This is a genomic window from Flavobacterium sp. (genome assembly GCF_035760125.1).
Lineage (GTDB): Bacteria > Bacteroidota > Bacteroidia > Flavobacteriales > Flavobacteriaceae > Flavobacterium.
Window position 1 is genome coordinate 1 of record NZ_DASTTN010000562.1, and the last position, 20,225, is coordinate 20,225.

Here is a 20,225-nt window from a genome sequence, read left to right on the forward strand (position 1 = left end):
AAAGGGCAATGGTGTTATTTGTATAGGGCAGTAGTTGATAAGTATGGCACTACAGTTGATTTCTTATTGACTAAGAGAAGGCAGAGGATGAGCGCCCAGTCATTTTTAATCAAGGCGATCCATAATAATTGCAAGCCCCGATTAATAAATATAGACAATAGTGGCTCAAATTCTAAAATAGAGGTTCGATAATGTAAATACCTTAATGACATAGTAGAACAGGATCGTCGTTTTATAAAGTGGAGGATTTTAAATGGTTTAGGTTTTAAAAATTTTGAATCTGCAAAAAGAACTCTAAGTGTTATTGAAGTTGTTCATATGTTGCGAAAGAATCAAATGTTTAATCCCGAGATTACTATGTTTAAATCCTTCTGTAAGTTGGCGGCTTAATTTTTTTATTTTGATTATTTTATGTTTTAATTTGACAGATGCGACAGAACCCTTTTCTAATAATTGTAGTGGAAGGGGAGGTGTTCGAAAACTTAACCGATATTGACTTTTTTGAGAGTTTGAAATTATGAGTTAGTATGTCGTTATTGTTAGTGGCAAATGAAAAATCACACTCTTGCTGACGGATTGCTAGAGTTAAGAGATACAAGAGTGTTTTCTTTTTCATTATTTTTCTCTTATCTGAATTTAAAAGCAATTAAAAACGCTATGACAGAGATAATGATTCCACACATAAAAATGTTGTAAGTGGTTCTCAATAGTCTGTATTTTTTTTCTAAAACGATGCCCAGATGATACAAATCCTTTATCATAGAATTGTATATGTATTCGCTATCTTTCAATAATTCATTCATTGCCCAATTATAATCCTGGTATGGCATTTTGTAAAAGTTTCCAAAAAATAAAAGGTTTACTTTTTTTTCTTCCACTTCTTTTCTGGTAAAACTACCTTTAGTAATGCTAGGCTTGGTGGCCAGAATAGCAAATATCATTGATGTTACACTAAATACAATTAAAATTAATGTCGGTATGAATAAATGTGCATTGGTATGATTATCTAATTTTGGAAAAATCTTAGAAAGTGAAATTGAAACGATTATAGCATTTACAGATAATAAAATATGAGCTTTATTATCAACATACCTACTTAGATTGTTATGGTTGCTTAAAGTAGTCCTAAACATTGTATCAACGCCTTTCTCTAATTTGGGCTGTTTTTTTTTATCTTTCGTCCGAAACGAATTTTCTATTTTTTCATGAAATAATTTCTCATCCATCGTATTATTGTTTTAGTAATTTATTTTCAATTAAATTCAGGTTTTTATCTTTTAAATTCTGCCATTCTTTTTGAGCAAATTTTGTGAAATATTGATGCTTTTTAAGAAATTCAATATTAATGGTGTACCAATCGTCATTGCAATATTTTTTATTGATTGAGTTCTCCCATTCTCCTCTTAATAACTCTAATGAATCAGGATAGTTTTCATTAGCCAAATGAGCGTTGTCTGCATCTTTAATTATTTTTTCTAATCTGTTTTTTGGGATATAATTAAATGTAGTGGCCAAAATTAAATCACTTACTTTTTGCTGAATGTTGTCTGAAATATTTTTTCTTTGCAGAAAATCTAAAGCAATTTTAATACTCTTTTTTTCGTGATTATCAGCCCCTTCAATGTAGCCCGCATCATGAAACCACGCAGCTAAAAGCAGTAAGTTTGTTTTTTCCGGGTCAATTTTTTCAGCCCTGCAAATAGTTTCTGTGCCCATCACAACACTTTTTGTATGTTCCAGATTGTGATAGGAGTATTTTGAGTCCAATCTTTCTTTAAAAAGTTTTGTGATGAATTCTTTTGCTTCTATTAACAGACTATTGTCACTATGCTTTACTTTTACCCGAAGTGCTTTTAAACCAGAAATAGCCTGTAAATCCTGAACCTCTAATTTTTCTATTTCAGCTTCCAATATATTTTTGTGCTGGAGGTATTTGATGTATTTAATGTATTCTTTTTCTTCAGCTGAATTGGAGTACACAATTGTTATTTTTTCTTTTTGAGTAATGCGTTCTTCAGAATTTTTTACAAATGCTTTATCAATTCTTTTTTTTACTACTTCGTAGCGGGCATTATACGAGCCATCAACATCAAATCGTTTTTCATCCATTCTGAAACGAATAGAAATAGGAGTACTTGATGCGAGTATAAGTGAAGTAACGTCAAGCGTATATGGCAAATTTGTTTTAAGTTTGTGGTGTTCCAATTCCATTTCGCAAAGTGTTTCCAATTGCCATAGTCGTAAATTTTGCAAATAAATTGGATTAAACACTTTGTTTGGTTCAATTGATGCGCCGATGTACAAATTGTGCTCCACACCATCCGTTTTAAAACTTTCATAATAGTGCGGGAAAATTTCTTGGGCTTGTTGTTGTTTGCTTTCCAGAATGTTAGAAAGTTTTTTATTGATACTCATTATTGTATCATCAAAATCTTTCCGTGTTTGATAAAACATTTCTGTTTTTGGGTCTAGTTTATTGAAATAGTCCTTTATTTTGTTTTCTGTTTTTTGATTGAATTCAAAATTTTTTAAAAAGGAATGAATTTCTGTTTCTATGTAATGGTGAATTTTTTGTTCTGAATTATTCTTTAATGGTTGGTCTAATTCTAATAGAAATTTTTGTAATTCATGTTTTTTTTGTTCGATAACTCCAATTTTTTTATCGAAATTTAAACCTTTAATTATAGTAATGATTTGGTTGATTTGTTCTTTCAAATCATTTACAATGGCGCGATTTCTATTTTCAGAAGAATCTTTAATATCAATTTGTCCATATAATGGATAGACCTCTTTAAATACAATTTCTTTGAAAGTGTACTCTTTGATTGAAATATTTGAATGGAAATAGTTTCGAACTTCCTTTTTGAATTTCCAATAGACACTTGGATGAATCAAAGTATATTCCTTTTGAATAATTGCCTCTAAATGATTTACCATATCATCATTGCTTTTTTCAATAGTATCGGATATATAGGGTAATAACAACTCCAACTTATTTGCATTAACAGAGTTTAAAGTTCTAATAGTTGATGAAGCGAGTTGTATTAGACCTAATAGTTTATGGTCTTTAATGACCGGTGCCAATAAAAAACTTTGAATATCTTGGCTCAATAAATGGACTGCAAATGGATTATTGGTCATAGAAAAATCAAGAACATTTGGAATTATAAACGGCTTATTGTTTTCAACCAAACTTTCGAAAGAGCATCCGCAAAGCACATTTTTGCAATCTGCTTCTTTTGTGTCCAGCAGTATAAAACTTTCTAAATTCCCTTCATTAAATGGGGGCTTCATGAATAGTCTTTCTTCATTATCATAAAGAGTGAATCCTACTTTTAAATCAGGAATCTTAAATACCGATCTAAAAATGGATTCAAAACTATCATTGAGCTCTACTTTTTCTATGTTTGCTTTTAATAAGTTTGTTTTTAGGTTTGAAACAGCATTTTCCAGCGTTACATCCACTAATGTTATTAATGCAAATCCTTTTAAAAACCAAGAATTATATGGAAACGCTTTTTTCCATAATTCTATATCATGATAATTATCAATTAATTCTTCAATTTCCGGTTGGGTTAAAAACTTGGTGTTTTCTGCCGGATATATTTCCAGAAAGTCAGTATTATACACAATTTTATAGTGTTTAACAATTCCATTTTTGTTTGGAATGTCATAGAATAATGGCTTTTCAAAATCAACATTTTGCTTATAATAGGCATTCAATATAAACGTACAGTTCATAATATAAAACTGATGTTCATTCATGTCTCTAATACTGATGTCAAATGACATTCCCGCATCGTTTAAAATTTTTTTAAATCGTTCCGAGTAATTAAATGTAATATCGTAAAATGGTATTGCGACGGCTTTTATTTCATTAAAAGTTAATGCAGTGGGAAACAAATCGGCGAGTAAATTCTGGATCAAATTGTGATTGTTTTCAAATAGTTCGAGATTATCAATACCATTAATAATTTCGGGTTTATTATTTATTTGACTTAATAAACTCTTTGCGTAATTTGATTTATGTTCTATATTAGATGCAGCTATTTTTTCCAATCCATCGATTAATTTGTGAAAAGAAATTAAAATCTTGAAGGGGCTTAAATATTTATAATTCTTAATCATGGTTATTGTGATTTTGATTCTTAGGTAGTTTGAAGATATTCACTGTAATTCATGGGCTTTATGCAATAATTACTAGATAAATAGTCACCCCAGAAATATTTAGTAAAAGAATGATTTGAAAGGTTTTATTACAATTCCCACCCTTAGCATATTCGTTTTTTGATTATAATCTATTAGACTTTCTGCATAACCATTATAATATTGAAGGGTTATGTACTGATTGTCCTTTTTACTTATTAGATAAGAAAGTTGTGACGAAACCGAGAAGTTACCATCCGAAGAGGCTCCTTTTCTTGAAGTTACATCAAAAATAAATCTTCCTTTATATAGTTTTTGTGAAAAACTGATTTCGCCATACCCAACGTATTTAATTAAATCTGGATTTTCGTCATACTGCAGTGGTATCCATGCTTTTATTTTTATGGTAGACGTTTTGGATATATCTTGCATGTAATGAAAACTTATCCTGTTCCATGATCTGGAATAGATACTATCTCGACCATTCGATTCATGTTCGTAAGCAATGGCCACAATTTTTAATGATTTATTTTTACCGATGAAAAATTTACTAATTCCAAAAGCCGGATTGTAATTGGTCTCAGCAAAAGGACTGGATTCATTAAAGATTTTCCAAAAAGATTTCTGCGTATAAGTCAGAAAAAGTTGTGTGTCAAATGGTAGGGTAGCTTTTGTTATACGTTGTTTAAAGCTAATCTGAAACTTTGCGTCGGATGTATTGCTACTTATGGGATCATTTAATGACGAACCCGATACGAAATAATTATCTTGATAGATGGTAAAGGATGGTGCATTGTCTATTAAATTTTTTATCGAATCTTTTACTGTTATTTGACTGAATAAATTTAAAGAGAAGAGTAAAAACGTTAAACTTATAATGATGGTATGTTTTTTCATTGGATTCTGTATTAATGTTTATAATTTATTTTTTGCTTAATAATTCTGATAATTTCATTGGTGCTGAAATAGTTGGTGTTGACTGCCAAACTCCCTTCATTATAAGGTTCGTATTGGTATTTGTCAGTTACCGAAAAGAGTCCAATTGTGGGTACATGAACTGAACTTGCTAATTGCATAATACCGCTATCGGTTCCTATAAAAAGAGATGTGTTTTTAATTAAGGCTCCTATTTCGCGAATATTGTTGCTGTAAAATTCCGGTTCATTACATGAAATCTTTGAACTATTTTCTAATGCTAGTACTTCAATAATATTAATATCGGTAAGCTCTTTTTTTAATTTTTCATATAATTCCATCCACCAACTCTCTTGATCGCTTTTTTCACCAGAGGCACAGGTGTATATGCAGATTGATTTCTTTTTTTCTTTTGTTATTAGTTTGTCAAGTAGTTCTTTCCCTTTTTTAATTTCAGATTTGCTTAATTTTAAATCTAAATCAGGCATTGATTTATTAAGTTCAAGTTTTTCTGATTGGGATAAATAATTTCGCAAACCATAGACGGGTTGTTTAGCGGAGTGGGGATATTCTGCACACAACATTTTGTCAGGTTCTCCATAAAATTTATAATCTGCAGTTGCCATTTTAGTGGCAATTATACCAGATGAAGAGCCTCTGTCAACATTAATTACAACATCGTATTTTCTATCGGCGATTTCAAACCAGACTTTTAAATATTGCCGGATATTTTTAAATGGTTTCGTGGGTAATTGAATTATTCTGTCAATATTTGAATAATTTTTGAAAAGTATTGGAGCCAAATTACCTTTCACAAATAGGTCAATCTTACAGTTTGGGAAAATTTCTGAAACTTCAGTTATCAATGGTGTCATTAATAATTGATTTCCTAATCTGTGGTTGAGTCTTACAATCAATACTCTTTTTACTTTGTAAGTATCATAGTAGTTTAAATTAATATTGGTATTACTATTTCCAATATTTTCGGTCAACCACTTCATTGTTTTTATTCTTACGAGATTCACTTCTTTTATGATATCCATTGCTTTTTAATATATAGCTTTAAGTTTTTGTTTTTTAAAGAGCTTAAAAAATTATAAAGCAAAGGTAGATAGCGGGTTATCCTCTGAAAAGGTTGGCAACTCGGCAAGTTTGGTCTGATTGTCGTTTTTTTTATGAGAATGAGGATTAGATAATAAAAAAAGCAATATTTGTCTAAATCAAATATTGCTTTTTATTAATTCTAGTTACTTGTTAATCAATGTGTTTAGTAAGAATTAAAACGCAAATAAAGTTGGCAATCTTAAAAAACTATTGAGCGTAAAACCGTGAAATAGATCAGATTCTGAAAATTCCTCCAACAGCAATTACACGCTCTAAAAAGAAAAATTCCTGTGAAGCCTTGTCTGAACTACTCTGAGTAGTTCTGATGTCTTGCATGTTGATATAGCCTCCTTTTAATTCTGTCTGGACAAAGAAGTATTTGAAGAAAGTAAAATTTAAACCTGCTTTTGCCGAAAGTCCATATCCCGAGATATGAAAATCATCATGACGTTCTTTTCCCAAGACTTTAGCATTGGTTTTTGGATATAAGAATCCAGCTCCAACGCCTTCGGTTAAATTTATCTGAAATTTATCGGTATTTCCTATCCTAAAAATCTTCGAGATGTCATCCACGCGGGAGAACTCGGAGTTTATGTAATTCAAACCGTCCGTATGTTCAAAGGTTAGAAAATCCTCTGTAAGCAAAACTTGATCATTAGGCAAGGTTTCTCCGTAGGAACCAGCATTTGGATAATAGCCCCTATAATTAACGGCTTTATCCTGATACATAACGTATTTCATGTGGTCTACACCAATAGAAATATTATAATGATCTGTTATGAAGTACCCTAGTTTTAAATTGGTTTGTGGAATTGTCATATTGGCCGGATTGACATAATCAATGTGCCAGCCTTTGGGCTTATCGTGAGCCTCTACATTTTGGAGTGCAAAATTATAATCAGCTCCTTTAAATGTAATGTCTGATTTAGAATAGTTTTCTCTGTTTCCTCCCCAGAAAAAAAAGAACTTTCCTTTATTGTGGGCGGTGTATTTTTCTGGAATTGTATTTGCTTCCTGAGCATTACTGTGCTGGGAATAAAAGCTAAGAATTAGCACAATCATTAAAAATGGATGTTTCATTATAAGTTTAAAATTAAAAATTATAATGCAAAGGTATTGGGATGGTTATCCTTTGGAAAGGTCGACTTTTCGGTAAATTTGGTCTTATTGTCGCTTTTTCTACGGAATAAATAGTATGTTGATAATATGCGCCACAGCACTCAAGATAAAAAAGGAAATGCCGATTAATTAATAACCGGCAAATCACCAACTAACCTCAAAATGATTTTTTTATATTTTCTATTGTAGTATTTAAATCAGGGCTTAAATAATTATAGGAGCAGTTGTGAATCTATTTTTTCTTTCCTAATATAATTTCTTCCCATAAGTACGCTTCCTCAAGTAACCCTTGTTGCGTGGGGTAATAGTAGCATTCGATCCAATTTTTTCCATCGGACTGAATAACCTTGAGTCGCATTTTCTTCTTTAAATTTTTTTTCTCTTTTTGACTATTTTTCATGACTTATCAATTTGGGGTCTAATAATTACTCTCAATGAAGGATCATTGGTTATCATAGCTATTAGCCAATTATAAAAAATTTTAACTTTATTTCTGAATCCTGCAATCGGGATAAGATGAATAAACAACCAGGTTAACCAAGCAATGTAGCCACTAAAGAAGAATTTTGGAAAATCGACAACGGCATTGTATTTTGATATAATTGCCATGCTTCCTTTGTCATTGTATCGAAATTTTTTTATTGGTTTTGAAGCCGTAATATTTTTTATGTTTTTGGCTAATAGTTTTCCTTGCTGAATTGCGACTTGCGCTAATTGTGGATGCCCTTGCGGATAATTTTTTTCTTCCAATTGTAAACACATATCTCCAATAGCGAAAACATTATTTGTGCCATTAACACGATTATACTCGTTTACCAAAATTCTTCTTCCTTTTCCTGTACTGTTTTCGGGTAACCCTATAACTTCGCGTGCAACAACTCCTGAAGTCCAAATAAGCAAAGGTGTATCAATAACTTCGCCATTAGACAGCAGCACTTGCTGATTTTTATAGTCTTTAACGGCGGTGTTAAGTTTTAAAATTACACCAAGCGCTTCTAATGTCTTTTTTGCATCTAGTTGTGACGAAACACTCATGACATTCAACACGTTTTGGGGGGAGTTTACAAGATAAATTTTCCCTTTCGAGTTCTGCATTTCCGGATATTCTTTATTCATAATTTTAGTACCCATTTCTGCAATCATACCCGCTAACTCAACTCCAGTGGGACCACCGCCAGCTATTACTATATTGGTCAATTTTAAACGTTCTGCTTCGTTTTCAGTTTGTACAGCTTTCTCCATATTAAGCAGTATTTTATTTCTTAAATGGAGTGCATCATCAATTGATTTCATCGGTAAGGCATTTGCCTTGGCGTTTTCTATATCAAAATAATTAGTTTCCGTTCCCATGGCAAGGACTAAATAATCGTATGCTAAGCTACCTGTATCAGTTTCAATTGTGTTTTTTGAGGGGTTCACTTTTAAAAACGTTCCATAATGAAATCGGATGTTTTTTTTATTTTGAAACATCTTTCTAAACGGATACGTAATATTAGAGGTCTCAATAAACGCTGTTGCTACTTGATAGAGTAGTGGCGGAAAAAAATGATAATTGTTTTTATCAACCAGGATAATTTGGAAATCAGGATTATTGGAAAGTTGTTTTGCAAAATTTACTCCTGCAAAACCACCTCCAACAACAACAATCTTTTTAGTTTTCATTTCCATGAAATTATAGTGTTTTTTAATTAAAATGAGTGATTGCCAATTTTAATCCCGTTTTGTTCATAATCCCGTGAAGAAAGAAACTATTGATATAGTAAATAGTTGCATATCTTTGATCGTCAGATACATTTATGTTATCAATTACATTATCCAACTGTGTAAAATACAATTCAGCAGTCAACTTGCTATCTAATTGTGTCCGGTAAATGTTTTCAGAAACTCCACGCTCAATATTTTTTATAAAAAATGGAACCAGTTTATTTTGTTTGTCCTGAAGGAACAGATTATGAATGTTCGGGTAATATTTCTTCAGGTCATTCATGAATAATGCATTGAATACAAAAACATTAGATTGCAAATGCTGAAAAAAAGTTATAAGTTCAGAAGAAGCATTTGGAGAAATGTCGGGCAGCATTCTCAGTTGCTGATCTGTTTTCCGGATTAAATTTTGAACGATTTCTGTTATCACTAATTCTTTATCAATAAAGAAATAGTAAAATGTTTTTTTTGATATGTGGCATCTTTTGGCTATTTCCTCTACAGTAGTTGTTCTAATGCCTTTTTGTAGAAATAACATTGAAGCAGCCTCGATAATATCTTTTCTTTTATTATCCATTTTTTTTATTTTAATTCGCCAATTGCTTTTTTATAATTGGCTACGTTCACTTTATACTCCACTTTTGAATCAATTGTATTTGAATAGGCTTCTTGCCAAATCACCTGAGCTTCTAAGACATCTTTGCCAATTATTGTTCCTACCCTATAGCGGTCATTTGCAAGACGTAAATTTTCGTCCGCCTGTTTCAATGAACTATTTGACAAGTTGATTCTTTTTACAGATTGATTAAGCTGCAAATAAGCATTCTGAACTTCGATATCTACAAGTTCTTTTTGTTCTTCTAACTCAGCTTGTTTTGACTGGATTTTAAAGTTTTGCTCTTTAACTTTTTTTCTGTTTTTGCCCCAGTCAAAGACAGGCATGGTCAAGCCAATTGTGCTGTAGTAAGACGTTAGATTATCATTACCATTCGAAAAATTAATCTTATCGCCATAAGAACTAAATCCACTCAGCGATAATCCTACCTGTGGTTTTACCTCCGCTTTGATAATTTTAGTTTTAATTTTTTCTACATCAATAGCCTTTTTAAGCATATCAATTTCAGGTCTGTTATCTGCTACGTTTTCATTAGGGATTTCCAAAAGGGATGTGAAATCTCCACTTACTTCATCTGTAATAGCAAAATTTGTATCTCCGGCCTGTCCTATAATCTGAGAAAAATTAAGTTTGGCCAATACTAAGGCATCATTCGCTTTTATAATATTCAGTTCGGCTTGATTAAGATTCACTTCGGATCGCAACAAATCATTTTTGTACGTAAGTCCTGCATCTACGGCATTTTTTAAATCTTGTCTTAAGCTTTTAAGCATTTCTCTGTATTTTTGCGCAAGAGTTACTTTTTCCTTTGCTTGCACTATAAGCCAGTACCCTTTTTCTACTCCTAATAACACTTCAGTTTCTGTCAATACTTTTTGACTTTGGTAAACTTCAATTGTTTTTGAACTCGCTTCTTTGTTCAATTTGATTTTACCACCAGCATATATAGGCTGTTTCACATCTATACTCGCGCTGGCAAAATCTGATGGTATTACTTGTATTTGATCAAGCGGATTCCCTAAATGTACTCCCATAACTGATGCATCAATTGTTGGCAAAGCGTTGGTTTTAGCTACTTCATAATTTGCTTTGGCAGCGTCTACCTGCAATTGAGCACTTATTATTCTTTTATTATTTTCCAATGCCATTTTGCGGCATTCCTCTAGTGACAGCGCTTTTGACTGAGCAGAAGCGGCTATACTGAATACTAGCGATGAAATAATCATTGTTCCTTTTAAAAAAAGTTTATGTTTCATTTTTATTTTTATTTTAATTAATGCTTGATCTTGTTCTCTTCACTTTCATGTTCTGTTTCGGTTGCGGGTTTTACAAATTTGTAATACATCACAGGAACAACAAACAGCGTTAAAACCATAGATACGATAAGTCCAAAGGCAAGTACACTTCCCAATGGTGCCCAAAGCGGTGATTTTGAAATAATCATAGGAACTACTCCCACGGCACCCGCAGATGATGTTAGGAAGATGGGACGCATTCTTCGTTTTGTGGCGGCAAGTGCTGCTTCTTTAATGGTATAACCTTCGTGGACCAACTCATCCGCAAAATCAACCAGTATAATTCCATTTCTTACCACTATACCAATCAAACTGATAATACCCATAAAAGCGGTCATACCCATTGGATTTCCTGTGATATACAATCCCAGGAATGCTCCTAAAAGACTCAATAAAAATGTTGACAGCACAATTAAGGCTTTACTTAACATCTGGAATTGAAATAACAGCGTTATGAATATCAATAAAAGACTTACACTCAATGCGGTTAACATACCCGGCATGTTCTCTGCTGATGATTCAGCATCTCCTCCATATTGTATGGTTATCCCTTCAGGTAATTTTAGTTTTTTAATTTCAGGTTCTATATTTTTTAGTATAGTTGCCGCTTTTACACCCAATTGGGCCTCTGAATTAATGGTAAGTGTTCTTAAACCATTTCTACGCGCAATAACACCGGTATGCCATGTCGGTTCGATACTTGCGACTTCTTTTAGCGAAACCATGCTTCCAAAAGAGGTGTTGATGTGTAAATTTTCAAGATTGCTGAAATCCTTACGTCTGTTTGCATCGAGACGAACAAAAATATCTACCGGTTTATCTCCTTCCCAAACTTGTGAAACAGCATATCCTTTAAGTCCAGCTCCTAATGTTTGTGTAATCACTTCATTTGACACCCCTAATCTGGCAGCAGCTTCCTCATTAATTTTAAGGCTTACCCCTACATAATCATCCTCATAATCGCTTCGGACCCAGTTAGTGCCTTCCGCTTTTTCCAAAATGGTTTTGATCTGTTCTCCGACACGTTTTTGATCGTTCATGTTTTCCCCGATAACACGAATTGCAATTGGAGAACCTTCCTGCATACTAAGTTGTTTAAATCTTATATAGCCATCTTTTACAAACCCTTTGAATTTTGGCAGATAATCTTTAACGATTTCACTTGTGGCATCATTACTGGTTGTAGTAATAAATATTTGCGCAAAATTCTTACGTGGTACTTCTGGTGCATAAGAAGTTTGAAAACGCGGTGAACTTGTACCTATAAAACTTGCAGTGCTAACCACACGCTTGTCTTTTTTCAGGATATTCTCAACGGCTGTTACCGTTTTTTCGGTTTCACTTAATGCTGTTCCGTTCGGCATCCAAACCTCTATATTAAACTGGTTACGTTCATTTGTTGGGAAAAACTCCTGATCAACCTTTGTTGCCACAAAACCAGCTAGCAATACAGCCAATACAGCACCTACTAAAGTTGATTTTGGTCTGTTAAAACAGTAAGTAACCGCTTTGTCAAAGACATCTTGTAATTTATCAAGCAGTGACTTTTTCCTTGGCGCATCAGATGGTTTGTGATTATGATCATGTAATCCTTTTTTGATAAATACAAAACACATGTATGGTGTAAGAAACAATGCCACCAATAAAGATGCTGTAAGTGCCACTGCAATGGTTACAGGCAATGATGCCATAAAATCTTTAGGGGTTCCATCCATAAAAATGGCCAATGGTAAAAATGCAAATATGATTGCCAAGGTCGCCGTGAAAATTGATAATGATAATTGTTTGGCTGATTTCCAGGCGGCTTGCCATGGGGTAATGCCTTCGTCTAATTTTTCAATATAATTATCAACTACTACTACCGCATCGTCAACGAGCATACCCAATACGATGATAAGTGCCGCCAATGATACCTGGTGCAATTCAATTCCAATGATGTTCATTACCCCAAATGTTATCATTACAGAAATCGGAGCGGCTAATGATGAAACAGCAGCCATTCTGAATGGGAGCAATAGCATTACTACAATGATTACAGATAAGATTGCCAGCCCAAATTCCATCATAAAGTGGCTGATACTATGCTCTACAACTTCCGGTTGACTAAAAACAGTATTGATTTTAATATCATCTGGAAATTCTTTTTGCAATTTTTCCAGTTTTTCATTTATCTTTTCCCCAAATGCAACAATGTTGTTTCCGGGTTGCATTTCAATAGAGACAAGCATTGCTTTGTCATTCCCAATCTTAATAAAAGATGATTCTTCTTCATAGCGACGCTCTACATTTGCAACATCTTTTAAATGAACTGTAGTGCCATCAGGGGTTGTATAGATTGTTTGATTAGCGATTTCATCAACAGATTTATACTGATTATCTGTAAAAACGGGAATAGTATTATTGGTTATGGTCATTTCGCCAGAATAGCCCGTAACGTTTTGACTTTTTAATATTTGTACAACTTTTGTAATGTCAAAACCGTATTGTTGCGCTTTTTGATCATCAATTGTCACATAGATTTGTTCACGCTGTCCTCCAGCCCTGTTTATTTTAGAAACTTCCGGTATGGTTTTAATCCCATCTTCGACTTTATCCAGATATTTGTCCAACTCCCTGTAGTTTCTTGTTTTAGAAGAGAGTGTGATAATCTGGGCAGTTACATCCCCAAAATTACTGTTCACATAAGGGCCAACTACTCCTGAAGGAAGATTTTGCTTAAGGACAGAATTTATTCCGTGCTGTAGTGTGGACCAGAATTTTTTTCTGTCTTTTACTTTTGTAAACAACTCTACCGTTACAAATACTTGTCCGTCTTTGGTTTGTGATTTTGTTTTATGCTTATCAACTTCTTCGAACGAAAAAAGATATTGTTCTAATTTATTGGTTAGTTGTTTCTCTGTTTGTACCTCGTCTGCTCCAGGATAAAAGGCGTAGATCATAGCTGTTGGCTTATCTATTTTTGGATCCTCAGATCTTGGCATATTTCGCAATGAGTAGATGCCAAATAAGACTAACAGTGTCACAAGGACAATGGTTACCTGCTTATTTTTCATGGCAGCCTCAATAAAATGCATTTTTTTCTTTTCCATATTACTATTGTTACGATTTTTGAATTTTGAATGTTATTTTTAGAATGATACTAATGATCCGTCTTTAAGTTGTGACTGACCTGCAGTAACTATAGTATCATTTTCGCTTAATCCTTCCTTGATAATGACTTCCTGCATTCCGGTAATGCTTCCAACGGTAACACGTTTGCGAACTGCGATTTCATCCTTATTTACTACATAAACATAAGTTATATCATCAGCGTCTCTTACGACCGCTGTTGCAGGAATAACAATTACTTTTTCTGTTTTCATCGGATTAATTTTTGCATAAGCCAACATACCCGGTAATAGTTTTTGATTGCCATTATCAATTTTAATTTTAATGGTAAAAGTTTTTGACCTGTCATCTGCTTGTGGGTTGATGATAGATATTTTGCCTTTTATGGAATCATTCAAAGTTGGAATGAATAAATTGGCTACCATCCCTTGCTTAAAAATCCCAACTTCACTTTCGGGAACTGTAATTTTAGCATATACCATATCCGTTTTAATAATGCTAAATGCAGGAATTCCTGGTGCGGCAGCACTTCCTTTCTCAATAAATCGATGTGTAATTATTCCCGACATTGGAGCGCATAAACGAGTATCTTTAATTTGTTTAGCACTAATTCTTTTATTAGCTGCTGATTGGGCCAGTTTAGTTCTGATGTCTATATAATCTTTTTCGGGCAAACTTCCTTTTGCATATAATTCATCAAGTCGATAGTACATATCTAGAGTTTGTTCGAAACTTAAATTTGCAATTTGCAATGCATTGCTATAGGTTGTTGCATCGAGACTTGCTAATAATTGACCATTTTTAACCGTTTGTCCTTCTTTAACTGTTACCGTATTTACTACACCCGGAACAGCAAAACTTATTTGTGCCGTATTATCGGCTTCAATTGTTGCAGAATAATCTAATTCCTGAACCTTACTGACCTTTTGGATCTTTTGAACATTAACTTTTACAACTTGTGTTTTCTCTTGTTCCTGCTCTTTATTATTACAACCTACCGTTAGTAATGCCAATGCTATAAGGGTTGAAAAATAATTTGTTTTTGCTTTCATGATTATGTGATTTAATTTTTTTAATGAGTTGCATTTTATTTACAGGGCAAAGATATTGTGGTGGTGCAGCTGTAGAAAGGTTGTCTAATCGGCAAGTTTGGTCTATTATTCGTTTTTAAAGAATAGGTTTAGATTTTAACCAAAAATCAAATTCAAATGAAGTTTTAAAATGTAGAAATGTGAGATAGCAGATGACTAGTATGGGAAGGGCAAAAAAAAACCTTCTGAAAGTGCGTTCAGAAGGTTTAATTAAATGGGATTTATGGGTATATTAAAGAAGTCTATAATTCTTTGGGGAAACTCCACTACATCGCTTGAAGAATTTTCCAAAAAATGATTGATCGCTAAAATTAAGTTCTTCAGCAATTTCAGCAATACTTAAATCAGGGTTATTAAGCAGCATTTTGGCTTCTTGTATGACAAAACTTTCAACAATTTCACCAGCATTTTTACCTGTAATTTCTTTGAGAGTTTCGGTTAGGTATTTGGCGGTGATGTTGAGTTCGGAGGCGTAAAATTGTAAACTTCTTTCTTTTTTAAAATTAGCTACTACTAAGGCCGTGAAATTAATAACCAGATTTTCTTTTCTTGAAATATTTTTGTTGAATGCTTGTGCATATTTTTGAGCTAATGCAGATATTTCATATAAAAAAGAAGTAAAAGATAAGTATAATAGTTCTTTTCCATAAGGGTGTGATGCCACACTTTCTTGTTTCTCAGCAAGCTCTTTCATATTTTTTCTAACTATAGTAGCATCATTCTGGTCTAGAGTCCATTTTGGTGAATACTTTGAAGTAAAATAAGCAAGCACATCGTTTGTACTTTTTAACAGGTCCGTTTTTTCCAAAAAATCACCGGTAAAGAGAATTGTAGATATTTTGCAGTCTGTAAATTTGATTAACCTTTTAATGTCGAACGGTGAGGAAAGAAGAAAATCATTTTTCCTAACGTGATAGTCCGTTAGGTTGATATTAATAGTTGCTTCGCCTGATTCAATAAAAACTATATGAAAATAATCTGATCTGAAATAATTTTTGAATGCTTCATAGTCAACCATAAGGAGATTAAGGGTTATTGAAAAACCATCAGTAACCGATCTTTTTTCTAAAATACCATCATTTACAATTGCTTCGTATTTTAATATACTTTCGACTATTTTTTTATTTGACATAAGCATATAATTACATATGTTAAATTAGTAAATTTTGGACGATTTTTTGACCATATTAATGTTTAATTTATCCATTTTTTTAATTCATTATTAGTGTTATTAATTCAAAGTAAAAAATCCCGAGGATTCGGGATGTACATTTTGGGATTTTAGATTTTATTGGAAGTAACTCTTTCTTTTGTTTGTGGTAATTTTTGAAATAAGAATCTGATAATAAATGATTTATACTCGGTTTTAATAGGTTGTATTGATTTAAATAATATTTTCTATCTGCTATTTTGCAATGTATCTCAAACCAATTAGTTTTTCGTCATAAACTTATTTAGTTTAATTTTTGATTACTACATATTTTACCGAATAATATCCCAGTTTTTCGTTAATTAAATTGCGATAATCTACATCATCATTGCATTTCACAAAAATTTCTACTATTCTGCCGTTGCTCATATCAAAACTGATGTCAAAGTCATCAATACCAGAAATTTGCGACAAGGCTATTTCAAAAACCTCTTTTATTTGACAATTTTCGAGTTCTGGTTTGTATATTTTACCTACAGCTGTAAGGGGTATTCGTGGAATGATATACATTTTTTTGGGGACAGCAACTTTTTCAAGGATGTGGGTTTCTGCAAATAGCATCAGTTCCTCTATTGTTGCCGTAGTATTAGGTTTCAGTTCGATATAAGCAACCGGCAATTCACCTGCATACGAGTCTGGGCGTGCTATAGCTGCAACGGTTGCAACGGAAGTGTGTTTACTCAAAGATTCTTCAATCAATTTAGGATCAATATTATGTCCACCTCTTATGATTAGTTCTTTCTTTCTCCCTAATATATAAAAATAGCCATCAGCATCCTGTCTGCCCAAATCTCCGGTATTGTACCATTCTTTGTCCGCAATTTCGACAAAAGCATTTTTATTGTGGATTTCACTTTTATAGCCTGAAATCACATTTGGACCGTGAGTAACCAAAATGCCTTGCTCGTTGGTGTCAGTATCTCTTAAATAATTTCCATTATCGTCGATTATTACAGTTTTCATTTGATGAAATGGTATAGGCAGGCCTACAGAACCAATTTTTTTATTGCCTTTTAATGGATTAACGGTGCTGACACAAGTTCCTTCGGTAAGGCCATATCCTTCAATGATTTGTAGGCCTGTGGCTTTTTCAAAATCGGTAAAAAGTTTTTCTGAAATCGGCGCTGCTCCACAAAGAAGATTTTCCAGAGAAGAAATGTCCGCATCACCAATCGGAACGTTAAGAAGTTTACCTAGTATAGTAGGAACGGCACTAAAAAAAGAAACCTTGTAATGAGCTACAATTTTCCAAAAATTTTCTATCAATCCAGTGTTCCGATACCCATCAGGTGTTGCTAATAGCAACGTATGTCCATTTAATAGAGGAACCAAGCCTGTCACAACCACACCATTGACATGGAACCAAGGCAAACCGCAAAGAAAAGTTTTGGGATTTTGATTTTGCAGACACTTATGTACCATAAAAGAATTCGCCAACTCGTTCAGATGTGAATGTTGTGCCAATTTAGGACTGCCTGTGGTACCGCCAGTATGGAAATAAGAAGCTATCGAATCGTGATTTTTTGTACATTCAAAATCGAGAGATTCAGTGTTGTGCTGATTCAAATGGTAATAAAAATCCAGAAAATGGACACCGTTAATTACCTCACTTTCGGCAGAAGTTTTTTCTCCCGAATAATAGTCCAAATCAACAGTCAAAACATACTCTACTGAGCGAGTCAGTTTAATCAAAGATTTCACCTTTTTTAAAAAAGGCATATCAGGATTCGATGCGAGTGTAATAATGATTTTGCTTTGAGCGGTATCGATAATATTTGCTAAATGACATAATTCGAGCATTGGATTGAGGGGGTTTACCACGCCCCGAACCTGAGTGCCAAACAAAGTCAATACATAAGCGGGGCAGTTGGGCAATAATACCGACACACTTTCCTCGTTACCCAATCCAAGATGATGCATCATATTGGCAAAGGCATTGATCTTTCCTAAAAGTTGCGAATAGGAGAAAGTGACTGCATTTTGGTAAGCCGACCCGTCTAAAAAAAATTGAAGTGCGGTTCTGTTGCAGTTTTTTTTCGCAGAAATTCGCAACGCCTCGTACGTATTGGGAGGCAGTGGGATCATCCCTGATTCTTCATATTCTTTTATTTCATTTAAAGTTGATAATTTGTTTATGCCTTTTTTTTCTTTATAATTTTCAATTGGATCCATTAAGTTATATTGTTTGAATAATTGATGAAAATTGCAAACAATATAGTGTTAACAATAAACTGATAGCTACAATAGATAAAATGTATTGCTGTGGTTTTACTTTTTGCCGGAACAATGTAAAAATTGCTCCAAGCATAATAACCAGTAGTCCAATTATTGAATACAATACATATTCTGTAAATAAACAGATTGTCAGGACTAATTCAGCTAAAGCAAGCCAATACATAAAATAATGGTTGTAGCCTGCTTTATCAAAAGTAGATGCACTTTTACCAGTTAGTTTGGTCAAAATTGCCAAACCAAAAATGCCAGTGATAATGTATATTATGATGGATTCCATGACGTTTCTCTATTTAAATTAAAAAAAAATGCTTTGCATAATGCATTGAAGTAGTTACCGAAGCATGTACCTATAATCAAGCCAGCTAATGGAATAATTGGCATTATACTTTGTTATCCATTTTTGAAGATGGACAAACAAATTTACAACCGCAAAGTTGGCAGATAATAATCAGACTTTTTTTAAGAATTCTTAAAAAGCAAAAAGGTTTTATTTTTTAGCACGTATAACGCTTAGGTGTTGTTGAGAAATACCAAGGTAGGAGGCTATGTGCCCCAACGGAGCATTTTGAAGGATAACTGGGTATGTTTCTAGTAGTTTTTTATATCGTTCTTCAGCAGTAAGCATCTGAATGCCGTATAGTTTATCCGACAATTGTTTATGTACACTGAAAGATTCGTATAAAATGAAACGTTCAAAAAAAGGAACCGTATCCATAAGTGTCTTTATGTCGGAAAATTGCGCAATACTCAAAGTACAGTCCTGAACAACTTCCCACCCGTAAGGATCAGTCTTATTATAAAAAACACTTTCGAGAGGAAGCATCATCGCATTTTCTGCAAGAAAAAGAAAAGTAATTACCTTATCGTCCAATTGGTAATACATCCGTAATAAACCAGATTCTACAAAAATCAACTTCTGAGATACATTGTCTGGTTTCAAGAGAATAGTACCTTTTTTATAAACCTCTTTTTTAAACGCTTTTTTTATAATTTCATAGCTTGTAGTTTTGATTTTGGTTTTGATATTTATGTATTCAAATATTTCCATTTTATTTATATAACCCGTTGGGTGTAATTATTTGTATTAAAATAAACTGATTTGGTAATGATTAAGATGTTTAAATTCAAAATTTTAAATATTTAAACAACTGCCGCTTATTTCAAATATACAAAAGAAGTTTCAGTTTTGCCTTAAAACTTCATTTGTCCGAACCAGTAAATCTTTGTAAACATTTATGTAATTAAAACCTGCTGTACTTTTCCCCGTAAAAAATGGTTTATAGTTTTCATTGATAGAGATTGGGCTCTGTGGCATCTAAAGCTAAGTTTTATCTTTGCCTTTTTAAATTTTTAAACTCATGAATACAAAAGGTCATTGTTATCCAAAGTCTATTATTCTGCAGGCAGTATATTTTAAGCTTAGGTTTACATTAAGTTATCGGGATGTTTTGAAGAGATCATGAAAATGCGTGGAGTTGATGTTGACCATGCTATAATTCAACGTTGGTGTATAAATTTGTACCATTAATGGAGATGCAAATGAAGAAGCGTAAAGTACAAGTTGGCGGTAGTAGGAGAATGGACGGGACTTATAGTAAAGTTAAAGGAGAATGGTGTTATTTGTATAGGGCAGTTGATAAGTCTGGCAATACAGTTTATTTCTTATTGACCAAGAGAAGGCA

General features: G+C 33.0%; 16 protein-coding genes and 1 pseudogene. 2 read left to right on the forward strand and 15 right to left on the reverse strand.

Annotated elements, in window-relative coordinates:
• A pseudogene (locus VFS71_RS20275) lies at positions 1-390 on the forward strand (DDE-type integrase/transposase/recombinase); the annotation flags it as partial.
• 236 nt (positions 391-626) lie between these two features.
• On the opposite strand, the gene VFS71_RS20130 reads toward VFS71_RS20275, so the two are convergent.
• From VFS71_RS20130 to VFS71_RS20200, 15 genes are all read right to left on the reverse strand, one after another.
• Positions 627-1,226: a Pycsar system effector family protein gene (locus VFS71_RS20130; RefSeq protein ID WP_326403507.1), complete on the reverse strand. Its 600-nt coding sequence runs from the start codon at positions 1,224-1,226 to the stop codon at positions 627-629.
• Positions 1,227-1,230: 4 nt separating this feature from the next.
• Positions 1,231-4,128, reverse strand: a complete 2,898-nt coding sequence (locus VFS71_RS20135) for an HD domain-containing protein (protein WP_326403508.1) — start codon at positions 4,126-4,128, stop codon at positions 1,231-1,233.
• Positions 4,129-4,227: 99 nt separating this feature from the next.
• Positions 4,228-5,043: a phospholipase A gene (locus VFS71_RS20140; RefSeq protein WP_326403509.1), complete on the reverse strand. Its 816-nt coding sequence runs from the start codon at positions 5,041-5,043 to the stop codon at positions 4,228-4,230.
• An 11-nt stretch (positions 5,044-5,054) separates the two neighbouring features.
• A complete protein-coding gene (locus VFS71_RS20145; RefSeq protein WP_326403511.1) occupies positions 5,055-6,104 on the reverse strand; it encodes a glycosyltransferase family 9 protein in 1,050 nt (349 codons plus the stop codon).
• 295 nt (positions 6,105-6,399) lie between these two features.
• Entirely contained in the window at positions 6,400-7,245 is an 846-nt protein-coding gene (locus tag VFS71_RS20150; RefSeq protein ID WP_326403512.1) for a hypothetical protein, read from the reverse strand.
• A gap of 271 nt (positions 7,246-7,516) precedes the next feature.
• Complete coding sequence (locus VFS71_RS20155) at positions 7,517-7,684, reverse strand: hypothetical protein (protein ID WP_326403513.1); 168 nt, start codon at positions 7,682-7,684, stop codon at positions 7,517-7,519.
• Complete coding sequence (locus VFS71_RS20160; protein ID WP_326403514.1) at positions 7,681-8,946, reverse strand: NAD(P)/FAD-dependent oxidoreductase; 1,266 nt, start codon at positions 8,944-8,946, stop codon at positions 7,681-7,683. Before VFS71_RS20160 ends, VFS71_RS20155 begins: the two co-directional genes overlap by 4 nt.
• A 22-nt stretch (positions 8,947-8,968) precedes the next feature.
• Positions 8,969-9,565: a TetR/AcrR family transcriptional regulator gene (locus VFS71_RS20165; protein WP_326403515.1), complete on the reverse strand. Its 597-nt coding sequence runs from the start codon at positions 9,563-9,565 to the stop codon at positions 8,969-8,971.
• Between the two features lie 5 nt (positions 9,566-9,570).
• Positions 9,571-10,860, reverse strand: coding sequence for a TolC family protein (locus tag VFS71_RS20170; RefSeq protein ID WP_326403516.1), 1,290 nt, complete (start codon positions 10,858-10,860; stop codon positions 9,571-9,573).
• A 17-nt stretch (positions 10,861-10,877) separates the two neighbouring features.
• Entirely contained in the window at positions 10,878-13,988 is a 3,111-nt protein-coding gene (locus VFS71_RS20175; protein ID WP_326403517.1) for an efflux RND transporter permease subunit, read from the reverse strand.
• Between the two features lie 39 nt (positions 13,989-14,027).
• Positions 14,028-15,059 carry an efflux RND transporter periplasmic adaptor subunit gene (locus tag VFS71_RS20180; protein WP_326403518.1) on the reverse strand — a complete coding sequence of 344 codons (1,032 nt, stop codon included), beginning with the start codon at positions 15,057-15,059 and terminating at the stop codon, positions 14,028-14,030.
• 271 nt (positions 15,060-15,330) lie between these two features.
• Positions 15,331-16,230 (reverse strand): helix-turn-helix domain-containing protein, encoded by a 900-nt coding sequence (locus VFS71_RS20185; RefSeq protein ID WP_326403519.1) that lies wholly within the window; start codon positions 16,228-16,230, stop codon positions 15,331-15,333.
• A 327-nt stretch (positions 16,231-16,557) separates the two neighbouring features.
• Entirely contained in the window at positions 16,558-18,480 is a 1,923-nt protein-coding gene (locus VFS71_RS20190; protein WP_326403521.1) for an acyl-CoA synthetase, read from the reverse strand.
• Between the two features lie 4 nt (positions 18,481-18,484).
• Complete coding sequence (locus VFS71_RS20195; protein WP_326403522.1) at positions 18,485-18,820, reverse strand: hypothetical protein; 336 nt, start codon at positions 18,818-18,820, stop codon at positions 18,485-18,487.
• 210 nt (positions 18,821-19,030) lie between these two features.
• Entirely contained in the window at positions 19,031-19,591 is a 561-nt protein-coding gene (locus tag VFS71_RS20200; RefSeq protein WP_326403523.1) for a Crp/Fnr family transcriptional regulator, read from the reverse strand.
• Between the two features lie 530 nt (positions 19,592-20,121).
• Here VFS71_RS20200 and VFS71_RS20280 point away from each other — a divergent pair.
• Positions 20,122-20,225: DDE-type integrase/transposase/recombinase (locus VFS71_RS20280; protein WP_414656009.1), on the forward strand; the 104-nt coding region annotated here is incomplete at its 3' end.

What these genes read in the sequence shown, in the direction of transcription:
- VFS71_RS20180 (WP_326403518.1), bottom strand. Translation starts at nt 15,059, where the DNA reads ATGAAAGCAAAAACAAATTATTTTTCAACCCTTATAGCATTGGCATTA.
- VFS71_RS20200 (WP_326403523.1), bottom strand. Translation starts at nt 19,591, where the DNA reads ATGGAAATATTTGAATACATAAATATCAAAACCAAAATCAAAACTACA.
- VFS71_RS20175 (WP_326403517.1), bottom strand. Translation starts at nt 13,988, where the DNA reads ATGGAAAAGAAAAAAATGCATTTTATTGAGGCTGCCATGAAAAATAAG.
- VFS71_RS20195 (WP_326403522.1), bottom strand. Translation starts at nt 18,820, where the DNA reads ATGGAATCCATCATAATATACATTATCACTGGCATTTTTGGTTTGGCA.
- VFS71_RS20165 (WP_326403515.1), bottom strand. Translation starts at nt 9,565, where the DNA reads ATGGATAATAAAAGAAAAGATATTATCGAGGCTGCTTCAATGTTATTT.
- VFS71_RS20140 (WP_326403509.1), bottom strand. Translation starts at nt 5,043, where the DNA reads ATGAAAAAACATACCATCATTATAAGTTTAACGTTTTTACTCTTCTCT.
- VFS71_RS20185 (WP_326403519.1), bottom strand. Translation starts at nt 16,230, where the DNA reads ATGTCAAATAAAAAAATAGTCGAAAGTATATTAAAATACGAAGCAATT.
- VFS71_RS20190 (WP_326403521.1), bottom strand. Translation starts at nt 18,480, where the DNA reads ATGGATCCAATTGAAAATTATAAAGAAAAAAAAGGCATAAACAAATTA.
- VFS71_RS20155 (WP_326403513.1), bottom strand. Translation starts at nt 7,684, where the DNA reads ATGAAAAATAGTCAAAAAGAGAAAAAAAATTTAAAGAAGAAAATGCGA.
- VFS71_RS20135 (WP_326403508.1), bottom strand. Translation starts at nt 4,128, where the DNA reads ATGATTAAGAATTATAAATATTTAAGCCCCTTCAAGATTTTAATTTCT.
- VFS71_RS20160 (WP_326403514.1), bottom strand. Translation starts at nt 8,946, where the DNA reads ATGAAAACTAAAAAGATTGTTGTTGTTGGAGGTGGTTTTGCAGGAGTA.
- VFS71_RS20145 (WP_326403511.1), bottom strand. Translation starts at nt 6,104, where the DNA reads ATGGATATCATAAAAGAAGTGAATCTCGTAAGAATAAAAACAATGAAG.
- VFS71_RS20130 (WP_326403507.1), bottom strand. Translation starts at nt 1,226, where the DNA reads ATGGATGAGAAATTATTTCATGAAAAAATAGAAAATTCGTTTCGGACG.
- VFS71_RS20150 (WP_326403512.1), bottom strand. Translation starts at nt 7,245, where the DNA reads ATGAAACATCCATTTTTAATGATTGTGCTAATTCTTAGCTTTTATTCC.
- VFS71_RS20170 (WP_326403516.1), bottom strand. Translation starts at nt 10,860, where the DNA reads ATGAAACATAAACTTTTTTTAAAAGGAACAATGATTATTTCATCGCTA.